Raw genomic sequence first — 10,797 nt, 5'->3', positions numbered from 1 at the left:
TGAGCGGCTCACATATTCTAAAGCCCCCGGCTTTGCCGGGGGATACTTACTCATATAGTTGCAGCGTTTGCATAGTTCGCAAAGCCTGCGAATTAAATGCGAATTAAATCAAAAATTAATCAAAACTCTAAGATTCGCACAGGCTGGATGGTGAAGACCCATTGGGGAAGTGAAGCCACCCCACCAGCAACTTGCCAACAGGTTCACCCTGTACTGTGTGAGGTGGTGTTCTGTGTGAGGTGGAAGTGAACCGGATCACTTCCAAGGTGATGGCGGGATGTGTGGCTAAACACAGAAAGCCTACGAAATTAACGAATTTACGAACTTACTCAGAAGGAGCTTTGTTAATCATGTAGTTACATCGTTTGGCGGGTTAGTAATGGCTTACGAACTAAATACGAATTTAATCAAAAATTAATCAAACCGCCTATCCAGTTCCGCTTTCAGCCCTTCCTTTACGGCTTCCCGGATGGCGTCCATGTCGGGCAGATGTTCCCCTATTGCCCTTTCCACTGCCTTGGTGATGGCGTCCATATCTGGCGCTGGCTGATGGTTTGCTGGTGTTGCGCCACCTGAAAAGCTTTCTTCCAGACGCTTCAACACTTCCATGTTTACAGTTCTGTGTTCCTTGCTGGCGGCTGCTTCCAGCTTTTCTTTCAAGTGTTGCGGAACGCGCAATTTTAGCTGTGTGGGTTCGGTCATTTAATAAACCTCTTTGGTTTCAATTCTTACCGCACATTATGCCCGCCATCTGGTTTACATAACAGGTGAACCAATTCTTACCATTTATTACCATTTAGGTTGAAACACCGCTAACACAGTGCTACATTCAAGCAATGAACCACTTATTACCATAATTTACCTAAGAGGTTAAGCAATGGAGAAGACACAACTCAAACTGAGAGTTCCAGCCGAATTGCGCGAATGGATTGTTGCCAAGGCAGAGAAGAACGACCGCAGCATTAACTATGTAGTCATGAAGATGCTTTTAGAACTGAAACGCAAGGAAGCAGTAAACCGCTAATAACGCCCTGCACTGGTGCTGTAACACCAGCGACAGGACTTCACATAACCGGCTTAACAATTGAAGGAGCCGACAACATGCAAGACAAGCATACCCCAACAAGCACAGTTCCAGCCATCAGGGTAAACATTCCCCCATTGGGCGAAACATACGGCTACGGTGCGAAGGTTGCAGCCATGTCTACCGGCGAACTTGTAACCCTCAGTATCGAGTTCTGCAAGTCAGATAAGGCGCTGGCAATCATGACCGCAGATCAGGCTGAACGCCTTGCGTCTGCCCTGCAATATGCGGCCATTAGCGCCAACACGCGCCGCATGATCAGCGAAAACAAAGAACGGGAGGTGCAGCAATGAACTACCCCGCGCTATCCCTCCGTGCGCTGGCTGGTGTGACTGGCATCACCTCTGCTGTTGCAGCATATCCGGTGGCGTCTGACCTGTTTGGCACAATCCCCGGCGGCGTGGTGCTGGCATCCAGTGCAGCGGCAATCTATGCAGGCTGGCATGTAGTCGCCACCAGTAGCGACACTGACAAGCGGGTTATTGCTAGTGCTGTGGCTGGCGTGTTTGCTGTGGCGATGGTTGCGGGCATCCACAACAGTGCGCAACTGGCTACCGCAACTGCCGCAACTACCGCCGCAACTGAGGCCGACAGGCTCTACCAGGAACAGGAAACGGCGCGTATGGCTGCATTGTCTGCCATGACTGCCGAATTACGCGCTACCCAAAAGAGCAAGTATCCGGGCGAATACGCGGCGCTACAGAAGCAAGTCGACAGGCTTTCAACCCCAACGGTACGTCAAGCCACTGCGTCACAGATTACCCAAGGGCTGACAGATACCGGCGGCGTTTATCGCTGGGCAGTTTCAAGCGTGTTTGAACTGGTGACGCCTGCACTGTTGCTGCTGGCTGGCATGTTTTCGCGCCGCAACCCTACCGCAACTGCCACCGCAACCCCGCAACCCTTTGAAGTTGAGGAAGTGGAGGAAACCGCAACTGCACCGCAACCCGAAGCAGCAGTAACCGCAACCCCTACCACAACTGCACCGCAACCTATCGACCTGTTGGCAGAACATGCCATTGCACCCAATGGAGAGGGGAACGTAACAGCAGCGGCTATCGTGGCTGCAACTGGCTGTACTGACTGGCAGGCAAAGGACGCCATGAAGAAGGCGGCAGAGCAAGGCATCCTGACCAAAACCGGCACAGGCGGCGCTACCCGCTACCGCTACGCCAACAAACTGAGGGCAGTTAAATGAGCAACAGCCGAATCATGAAAGAGTTCTGGGGCATCGCGTCGGCCTACATCAAGGTGTTTGCCCTTGGGTTCGTGGTCGGCGTGCTGACCTGCATCTATTGGCACGATGAACCGGAACCAATCACACCGGGCATTGATGTTGACCAGTACAACCCACCAAGGCCGGGATACATCCCGCCAGAACTGCAATAAGAGGTACAACAAAATGAGCTTTATCAGGGAAACCAATTCATCCATGCCCAAACTGATGGGCGGCGCACTTGTGCTTGCTGGAAGCCTTTCAGCCTTGTCCCTTGCCGTAAATGGCCCTGCTGTCCTGAACCTGCCGGGTGGTGGGTTCTGGGATACCGTGGGCGCAATCGGCGCGGCTGGTGCTGGCGTCATGATCTGGGGCGACCGTTCCCCCATCGCGGCATGGTTGGGCGCTGGCTTGCTGGTGCTGGGGCTTTCAAGCGCTGGCTGGGAATTCAACACCCGGCAGGCTGGCAACATGGTCAGCGCCAGTTTTGAGGCTATCAAGGAAGGCGCTAAGGCAGGGGCGGAAGCGGGCGCACAGTCAGCAGGTGAAGGCGAATGGGAAGCTGACGGGAAGCTGACACCGCAAGCCATTGGGGAATGCAAAGATGGCGTCATGGCGTGGACTAAAACCACCCTTGGCGTTATCCGCTGCACACCAGCAAGCGACGGCAACTATTACAAATGGGTGCGCAAGTAATGGGCATCGTGAACTACACACTTCGCCCTGTTGCCGACTGGACAGCCGGAATCCTTGTGTGTGCGTTCATTGGCGGCAACTTCGCGCAAGGCTACTACAGCGCCACAGCCGACGAACTGGCGGACATGGCACGCGCCAAGGTTGCCGGAATCGCCGCTTCCGTCCTGCCGTCCTGGATGGTTGGCGGGGCGGACACCTACACCAGCGGCACACAATCAGGATTCCTCAACACCGCATCACAATGGATCGGTAAGGACGAGGACGCTGACCGCAAGGAACTGGCGGCATTCATCCAGCGGGCAGGCATCACCATCAACCCAGGCAACACCGCATGGTGTGCTGCGTTCGTGAATGCCGTCCTGTACGCCAACGGGATTAAAGGCACTGGGGAAGTTAACGCACGCTCCTTCCTGCAATGGGGTACTGCCACCAACAAACCGCAACCCGGCGATGTGGTGGTGTTGTGGCGTGGAAGCCGGGAAAGCTGGCAAGGCCATGTCGGTTTCTTCAAGGGTTTCGACAGCAACGGCAATGTGCTGGTGCTGGGCGGGAACCAGGATGACAAGGTAAGCATGGAACCATACAGCCCTGACCGGGTATTGGGGTTCCGCACCAACAAACGGGTGGGGGTTTAGGATGGAAAGCACCACACAAGAACTGTTCAAGGTACGCCAGGAGATTGCAGGGTTGCGGCTGATGGTACGGGCAACCTACCGCCAGACACAGCCCAAGATGCACTGGATTGTTTCAGCCACGGTTGCCGCCGTGGTTGCCATCCCTGCCTTGGTTATCGGGCTGCAACACCTCCCACAGGAAGCACAGGACGCCATTGATACCGGGCTGGACTGGACAGCCAACCAAGTGGTTGTCGCTGGCAGGATGTGGGCGGACTACACCGGCAACATTGACCGCAGTTATTCCTTACCCAATGGGGATTTAACCCTGATCGGCCTTACCGATGTGCAGTCTTGCAGGTGGCGTTATGCCGTGCGCAAGGCGGAAAGCAGCGGCTACTACGCACACCCAGGCAACCAATACGGCTACTTTGCCGGGTACGGGTTCGGGGCAGAAGCCCTTTCCATTGTCGGGCTGGTGAAGCGTTCCGCGTTCAAGTCAGCACCTTATGCCGTGCGTAGTGGCAAGGATCAGAAAGCATGGCTGGATGATGCGGGCAACTGGACGCTGGCGGGCGGCAAGGCGGCATTCCTGAACAACCAGCACTTGCAGGATGTGGCGGTTTCAGCGCTGGCAAACGAGAACATCAAGGACGGGTTCAGCAACCGTGTATTGAGCCAGACCAAACCGGAACAGGTGGCAGGGTTTGCGGCGGCGGCGCACCTCAAAGGGCTGACGGCTGCAATCTCTTGGTACTTGCGCGGCAAGGATTCACATGACGCCAACGGCACAAACACCAGCACTTACGCAGCGATGGGCGAGGCCTCAATCAGCAAGCAGGTTCCTGAATGTGGCGATGGCGGGGCAGTACAACCACCCGGTTTCTGGTCGCGTTTGCTGCGTACATCAACCACCGCGCATGAATGATTAATTGAGGATTAAATCAATGGAACACGAAAACAACATCATCGAACTGAACAGAAAAAACAGGACGCCAGAAACCGCCGTTTTGGGCGAAAAAACCTACCGCACGCCTACCGCACCAGAAAATGGCGGTTTGGATTGTTCCTGCACCTTTACACATGATGAAGAATTAGACAATACAGAATTGGATTATTCCCTATTTGTTGACCTTTTGGCGGATGAAAAAGGGAGAAAGGCAGCGATGGAAGTAATTAAATCGCCGGATGGCAGGCGCTACATTGTGAACGCCATCCTGACCAAGGGGCTTGAAAAGGCAAAGACAGTGGCGGGCATTAACAGGGTTATGCGCCAGTACCACAGCGGGCATGTAATCAAGATGCGGGCTATGTGTGAGGCGGCGGCAACCGAGGAAACGCCACGCAGGTTCCTTGAAGAAAACATTGTACCCATGCTGGAAGGCATCGGGGTAATCGGGCGCAATGGTGAGCGGTCAGCCTACTGGCAACCGTGGGATAAGCTGGAGCATAAGACAACCATCAAGGAGCGAGTCATGAAAGCCATCCAGCGTGAACCGCACCAACTGGAAGCCATAGCAGCGGCCAACAGTGCCTATTCCGCCATAAAGAAGTTGAAGCAACTACAGCGTGAGAACGCAGCCCTTGAGCGGCAGAAACAGGAATATGCACGCATGACGGCAAACAAACAGCGCCTTTCTGACATGGCGGCACAGCATCCAGAACAACAAACCCTTTGGGGAAAGGTAAGCCAGAATCCCGGCGCGTTACTCCTTATCGGGGCGATGGGTGCTGGTCTGCTGGTTTCCGCAGTGGGCGGGCAACATGCCAATGATAAGCCCATGCCAACCGTACAGGCGGCAATGCAGGCAGACATGCCACAGCCAGACGCGGGCGCGGTGGCAGCATGGGAAACCGAACAGGTACGCAAACAGATGGAACAGGAGAACATGAAATGAGGATCGGTACTTTTGACTTAGGCCAGTTTTACCCTGAAACCAACCTGCAAACCGCAGCATCCGCCCTGCTGCTGGCTGGTGGTGCAATGGTGGCTGATGCATATGGCGCAAGCGCTGGCGTCTCCTTTGCGTCTGGTGTTGGCGCGTTGGCGCTGGGCTGGGTTTCCCGCCAAGCCATCACCTCCTGGATGCGGGATAACTGCCTGTTGGGCAGCGACCTTGACGAATGGACGGCAACAGACAACCCGGTTGATTACAGTGAACTGCTGGAAGCGCTGGAAGCCCATGGGTTGGTGGGGGCGCGTCATGCTGGCGCACTGCCGGGGCCGGTACTTACACGCCACCTGATCCGCATCCCAAAGGGTACACGGTTGGGCAAACTGCCGGATGATGACATAGCCCGCGACATGGGCGCACCTGACATTACCATTACCCGGAACGCAGGGCGCGGCCTGATTGCGCTGGATGTGCCAAACGGTAGCCGGGATACGGTGGAATTTTCCACCCTGCTTGAATCCCCACAATGGGCAACACAGCGGAAGGGTATGAAACTTCCCGCCTGCCCTGGAGTGGACGCCACCGGGAAGCCGTTTGTGTTTGACCTGAAACGCGCCGTACACCTGTTTGTTGCCGGTACAACCGGGGCGGGAAAGTCCGTGCTGGTGAATGCGATCCTGCTTTCACTGCTGCGTTCTGGCGCTGGTTTCTCCCTGATGATTGGTGACGGCAAGGGGGAAGACTTCGCGCCTTACTACGGCGATTCTGGGCGCATGGTGCAGACCTATGACATAACCCGCACAGTGGGGAATGTGGAAGTGACCACACCGGCAGCCCTGCCACTGGCAACCGAAGTGCTGGACATTGCCGCGCAAGCCGAATGGTTAGAGGCAGAAATGGACGCCCGCTTTTCAGGTGGCGACAAGTCCACCCCCATCGTGTTTGTGGTTGATGAACTTGCCGATGTGCTGGGGTTGGCGAAGCGTGACAAAAAGCTGATGACCGAGGAACGCCTGCAACGGCTGGCGCAAAAGGGAAGGTCGGCAAACATCCACATGATCCTCTGCACCCAGTCGCCAAACTCCGAGATTTTCAGCCAGACATTCCGGGCAAACATCCCGTCAGCCATCGGCCTGAAAACCAAGACGGCAGACCAAAGCAAGGTAGCCATACAGTCAACCGGCTGTGAAAAGCTGCTGGGTGATGGTGACGCCTTTGCCGTGATTGGCGCGGAAACAACCCGCATCCATGGGGCGCTGGTTACTGGGGCAGACATCCTTTCCACCCTTGGCAGGGGCGCTATTATCAGTCAGTCCAATAAGGAGTGATTGCCATGAACGAGATTGAACAACTGAAACTTATTGTTAACAGGCTAGAAAAGGAAATCGACGACCTGAAAGCCAGGGTTGAAACGCTGGAAGGGAAGGGGAAAAGCAGCCAAGCAAATGACGCTGGCAAGGCAACCCGAGAAGGCAAGGTAAAGGTTGTTGTCCTGGAACTGATGCAAGCCTTTCGGCGCAATCATGGAAGGCCACCCGATACCGCCAGGGAACTGGTTAAGTTTGCCAGTGAAAACGCCGTGACAGGATACGAGGGGTTCCACGCCTATGGCAGGATGCTGGCATGGGGAAGCGGATCACATGAGGAAGTGTGCTGGCGTCGAAGTTTTAATGAGGCATTCAACGGAATGGATGAAATCAAATCCATGGCGCAAGAGACGTTTGATCAGTTCATGGCTGATTACGAAATCCGCAAGGTATACGAAGAACTTACAGTTTGAATTGTGCAGGTTAATGAAGGTTAGGGAGTTTAGCACCCATTCGCGTTGGAATGCCCCACCATGTTTTTGTTTTAAACAAATCGAGACGGATAAAATGAGCAAGACCACCAATATTGAAAACTGGGACAAAAAGGCTCTGACGGTTTCAGACATGACAGCACTGTTCAGTGTGTCGAGGGCTACTATTTATCGCTGGAGTGCAGCAGGCTTTTTGCCAAAGCCGCGCAAGATTGGAGGTTCAACCCGTTGGCTGGGTTCCGAGGTTGCGGCGAAGTACCCCGAAATGCTTGCGGGGCAGGCAGCGGCATGATGACGCTGGCCGAACACATGACGGAACGTATCGGGGTTTCCATCCCTGACCCGATCATGGATGGCAGGTGGCATTCAGGGCGCGGCAAGGGACTGGATAAAGTTTCCTACGTCTGCCACCACCTGCCAAAAGGAACACTCTGCCGGTATCGCCACTGGCAGCAGGGCGACACCTGCTTTGAGTGGCGCGAATGGGATGATGGTTGCGGCGAATACCTTCCTGCTGACGAATACCAGCAGCGAAAAGCAGAAGCCGAAGCCAGGGCAACCGAAGCGGAACGGCGGGCGGCTGCTGGATATGCCGACCTGCTGGAAGTCCTCAACCAGCTAATCCTTGAGGCTGATGGCTGGAACAACTTCTACCCAACCGAACACCCATACCTCAAACAAAAGCGGATTGTTGCCATGCAGGGCTTACGGCCTTGCGGGCGCTATGTCCTGCCACATACGCCAGGGCATTACATCGACAGCAACAGCATTGTCATTCCTATCAGTGATGACAATCACAACCTGATAGGCGTCCAGCAAATCACCCCGAGGCGCTCAAAAATTATCAGGGGGCGGGCTGCTGGCGGGCATCTGTGGATTGGTGGAGGGTTGACCACTGGGGAAGTGAAAGGCCGTATCTACATCGCGGAAGGCTGGGCAACCGGCTGTTCCCTCCACATGCGCACGGAACCCGGTAGTCGTGGCGTTCGGTGTTGGCAACCTGCTGTCAGTCGGCCAGACGATCAGGGCGCACCATCAAGGCGCGGAACTGATATTTGCGGCTGATAATGATGTTGGGAAGTTCATCAAATTTGATAAAGAACGGATCGAGAATCCGGGCGTTTACTACGCCAGCAAAGCGGCTGATGCGGTGGGCGCTGGCATCATCATTCCACCGAAAAACGGCGACTGGAACGATTGGCATAAATCGCTGATCGTGGACAAGAAAAAGCCCGACCACTTCTGATATGACCGGGCTTTAAATTTCAACGATTTAACGGAGGTTATTTTACCATGGGTAATAAAATTATCAAGTCACTTGGCAATGTTGTCATCGAGTTCCCAGGCCAGAACAGCGCATCGCAGGGAGCCAACGGAGAACCGCCAACATTCGATAACATCCCTCTTGAGGCATACGCAGACATCCAACCGGATGACGATGGCTACATCCAGCACACAGCAAACCCGGAAAGGCCAACCAAACAGAACCACATGGATGAAACCCTGCCTGCCGCTTACCCAGTGGCAAGCAGTGAATGCTTCTATGGCATAGCAGGCAAGTATGCGCTGGAATCATGCCAGGATACCGAAGCTGACCCGGTTGGCGTACTGATCCATACACTCACCTACATGGGCGCTTATTTCGGTGGTGGGGCTGTCTTGCGGCTGGGGGATGTGGAAGCACCACCCAGGCTGATGGCGATAACCACCGGACTTTCCAGCGGCGGTAAAGGGACATCCGCGCAACCTTCCAGGGTGCTTGCGCGGGAAATAGACAAGATGCTTGCAAGCACTGGGCAACCCACCATCCAATACCGTGACGGGCCAATGTCGAGCGGCGAGGGGATTGCTTATGTTGTCCGTGATCCATCAGACAAGACAGACAAGGAAGGTCAGCCACTTGATCTTGGCGTCACTGACAAGCGCCTTATGGTAATCGAAGAAGAATTCTCTGCCGTTTTGAAAGCCTCAAAGCGTGAGGGCAACACCATTTCAACCGCGATACGCAGGCTTTGGGATGACGGTTGCTACTCACCCATAATCAAGAACAACCCAGTGACAACCACAAACGCGCATGTTTGCTTTGTTGGGCATATCACCTATGACGAACTGATACGCGACCTTGATGTAATCGAGTACAGCAACGGCTTTGCAAACCGTTTGCTATGGCTTTGCGTTCGCCGCCCGAAAATCGTTTCCATCCCGCGCAAGATGCCAGGGGACAGGATGGATTACTTTACCCGAGAGTTTGCCCAGGCCATCCGCTTTGGATCACTCACAAGGGGATTGGGCTTGTCAGGTGAGGCTGAACAATTATGGGCTTCTGTTGTTCCGGGGTTAGTGAAATCAAATGTCATGCTGACCGAACGGGCAAGGCCGCAAGTGTTGAGGATTGCCACCATCTTTGCCCTGCTGGATTGCACCGACATCGTGACGCCTGCCCACCTCAAGGCGGCGCTGGCTGTCTGGGATTGCTCCGTTGGTAGTATCCAGTTCATCTTCGGTAGCGCAAAGGATGACGAGGCAAGCAGGCTGCTTTCCGCCTTGCGCAAGTCAAAGAACGGGATGACCAAAACTGAAATCTCTGTTGATGTTTATTCAAGGCATATGAAGGGAAAGGACATTGATGATCTGCTGAAAATGCTGGAAGCCCAGGGGCAAATCTTCCGTGGTGAAAGGCAACCAGATGGAGGGAAAGGCAGGGCTGCAACGGTATTCAAGGCTGTTTCTGCTTAATTTTTGATTTAATTCGCATTTAATTCGCAGGCTTTGCGAAATTAATAAATGATGCAGGTAGATGATTTAAAATGATATTTTCTATTTAATTCGCAAATTCGCTTTTTTCGCAGACTTATTAGCAATCGTGGGTAGAAAGATTTGACGGTGAAAAGTGACAAATGAAACCAGTTAACCGCAGATGGTGGCGCAAGGGCAGGGCGAAAGGTAGCCCAAACCTTGCCGCCTATGTCGCACTGTACGGGCGCACAGCGCCAGGAATGGGAAAGCATGAAGGACTACCTGAAGGAACTACAGCAGGAACGGAAAGCACATGCCAAACGGCTGGAATCCCTGATCAGGGAAAACCGGAAATACTGGCAGGTGAAGGCAGCGGCAACCCTTGCCAGGAAGGAAGCCAGATTGCCGGATACCAGGACAAAGGAAGAACTGCGGGAACAGCGGGCCATGGACGCCATCAGGCGGTTGGAAGGTGAGCTGTTTCGGCTGATGCAAGACATCATGTGAATGAACCGGGCAAGTCCCGGTTTCTTTTTGCCTTGTGGCAACTGGTGTAACACATCAAGAAGAAGCCCATTGGGTAAAGGAAAAACTCCTTTAAAATCAACTGTTACACCTGTTACACCACGATTCTTGCAAGGTGTAACAGGTGGATTGTGAATAAAGTTAAGTAAAAATAATAAGTTAGATACGTTGTTACACCTGTTACACCTGTTACACCTGTTACACCTGTTACACCTGTTACACCTGTTACACCT

General features: G+C 54.0%; 16 protein-coding genes. 15 read left to right on the top strand and 1 reads right to left on the bottom strand.

Annotated features, from left to right (window positions below; translation table 11 throughout):
* Nucleotides 1-414 precede the first annotated feature (414 nt).
* Nucleotides 415-702: an Arc family DNA-binding protein gene (locus VSS37_RS06035; RefSeq protein ID WP_324693885.1), complete on the bottom strand. Its 288-nt coding sequence runs from the start codon at nucleotides 700-702 to the stop codon at nucleotides 415-417.
* A 175-nt stretch (nucleotides 703-877) separates the two neighbouring features.
* On the opposite strand from VSS37_RS06035, the gene VSS37_RS06030 reads away from it, so the two are divergent.
* The 15 genes from VSS37_RS06030 (at nucleotide 878) to VSS37_RS05960 (ending at nucleotide 10,546) form a co-directional block, all read left to right on the top strand.
* Complete coding sequence (locus VSS37_RS06030) at nucleotides 878-1,024, top strand: Arc family DNA-binding protein (protein WP_324693883.1); 147 nt, start codon at nucleotides 878-880, stop codon at nucleotides 1,022-1,024.
* Nucleotides 1,025-1,101: 77 nt separating this feature from the next.
* Nucleotides 1,102-1,377: a hypothetical protein gene (locus tag VSS37_RS06025; protein ID WP_324693882.1), complete on the top strand. Its 276-nt coding sequence runs from the start codon at nucleotides 1,102-1,104 to the stop codon at nucleotides 1,375-1,377.
* Nucleotides 1,374-2,282 (top strand): hypothetical protein, encoded by a 909-nt coding sequence (locus tag VSS37_RS06020; protein WP_324693880.1) that lies wholly within the window; start codon nucleotides 1,374-1,376, stop codon nucleotides 2,280-2,282. Before VSS37_RS06025 ends, VSS37_RS06020 begins: the two co-directional genes overlap by 4 nt.
* Nucleotides 2,279-2,473, top strand: coding sequence for a hypothetical protein (locus VSS37_RS06015; RefSeq protein WP_324693879.1), 195 nt, complete (start codon nucleotides 2,279-2,281; stop codon nucleotides 2,471-2,473). The genes VSS37_RS06020 and VSS37_RS06015 overlap by 4 nt, the downstream gene beginning before the upstream one ends.
* A gap of 13 nt (nucleotides 2,474-2,486) precedes the next feature.
* Nucleotides 2,487-2,996 (top strand): hypothetical protein, encoded by a 510-nt coding sequence (locus VSS37_RS06010; protein ID WP_324693877.1) that lies wholly within the window; start codon nucleotides 2,487-2,489, stop codon nucleotides 2,994-2,996.
* Nucleotides 2,997-3,004: 8 nt separating this feature from the next.
* Complete coding sequence (locus tag VSS37_RS06005; protein WP_324693875.1) at nucleotides 3,005-3,631, top strand: TIGR02594 family protein; 627 nt, start codon at nucleotides 3,005-3,007, stop codon at nucleotides 3,629-3,631.
* Nucleotide 3,632: 1 nt separating this feature from the next.
* Nucleotides 3,633-4,538 carry a hypothetical protein gene (locus VSS37_RS06000; protein WP_324693874.1) on the top strand — a complete coding sequence of 302 codons (906 nt, stop codon included), beginning with the start codon at nucleotides 3,633-3,635 and terminating at the stop codon, nucleotides 4,536-4,538.
* Nucleotides 4,539-4,557: 19 nt separating this feature from the next.
* Nucleotides 4,558-5,508, top strand: coding sequence for a hypothetical protein (locus tag VSS37_RS05995; RefSeq protein WP_324693872.1), 951 nt, complete (start codon nucleotides 4,558-4,560; stop codon nucleotides 5,506-5,508).
* Nucleotides 5,505-6,833: a DNA translocase FtsK gene (locus tag VSS37_RS05990; RefSeq protein WP_324693871.1), complete on the top strand. Its 1,329-nt coding sequence runs from the start codon at nucleotides 5,505-5,507 to the stop codon at nucleotides 6,831-6,833. Before VSS37_RS05995 ends, VSS37_RS05990 begins: the two co-directional genes overlap by 4 nt.
* A gap of 5 nt (nucleotides 6,834-6,838) precedes the next feature.
* Nucleotides 6,839-7,285, top strand: a complete 447-nt coding sequence (locus VSS37_RS05985; protein ID WP_324693870.1) for a hypothetical protein — start codon at nucleotides 6,839-6,841, stop codon at nucleotides 7,283-7,285.
* A 94-nt stretch (nucleotides 7,286-7,379) separates the two neighbouring features.
* On the top strand, nucleotides 7,380-7,595 hold the full coding sequence (locus VSS37_RS05980; protein WP_324693868.1) for a helix-turn-helix transcriptional regulator: 216 nt from the start codon (nucleotides 7,380-7,382) through the stop codon (nucleotides 7,593-7,595).
* Nucleotides 7,592-8,368 carry a primase/helicase family protein gene (locus VSS37_RS05975; protein WP_324693867.1) on the top strand — a complete coding sequence of 259 codons (777 nt, stop codon included), beginning with the start codon at nucleotides 7,592-7,594 and terminating at the stop codon, nucleotides 8,366-8,368. Before VSS37_RS05980 ends, VSS37_RS05975 begins: the two co-directional genes overlap by 4 nt.
* Nucleotides 8,283-8,549: a hypothetical protein gene (locus VSS37_RS05970; RefSeq protein ID WP_324693865.1), complete on the top strand. Its 267-nt coding sequence runs from the start codon at nucleotides 8,283-8,285 to the stop codon at nucleotides 8,547-8,549. The genes VSS37_RS05975 and VSS37_RS05970 overlap by 86 nt, the downstream gene beginning before the upstream one ends.
* Nucleotides 8,550-8,596: 47 nt before the next feature.
* Nucleotides 8,597-10,039, top strand: a complete 1,443-nt coding sequence (locus tag VSS37_RS05965) for a hypothetical protein (protein ID WP_324693864.1) — start codon at nucleotides 8,597-8,599, stop codon at nucleotides 10,037-10,039.
* 270 nt (nucleotides 10,040-10,309) lie between these two features.
* A complete protein-coding gene (locus VSS37_RS05960; RefSeq protein ID WP_324693862.1) occupies nucleotides 10,310-10,546 on the top strand; it encodes a hypothetical protein in 237 nt (78 codons plus the stop codon).
* Nucleotides 10,547-10,797 lie beyond the last annotated feature (251 nt).

The organism is Candidatus Thiothrix phosphatis (assembly GCF_035668035.1).
GTDB classification, from domain to species: domain Bacteria; phylum Pseudomonadota; class Gammaproteobacteria; order Thiotrichales; family Thiotrichaceae; genus Thiothrix; species Thiothrix phosphatis.
The sequence above is the reverse complement of the archived record's forward strand: the minus strand, read 5'-3'. Positions and strand labels throughout refer to the sequence as shown.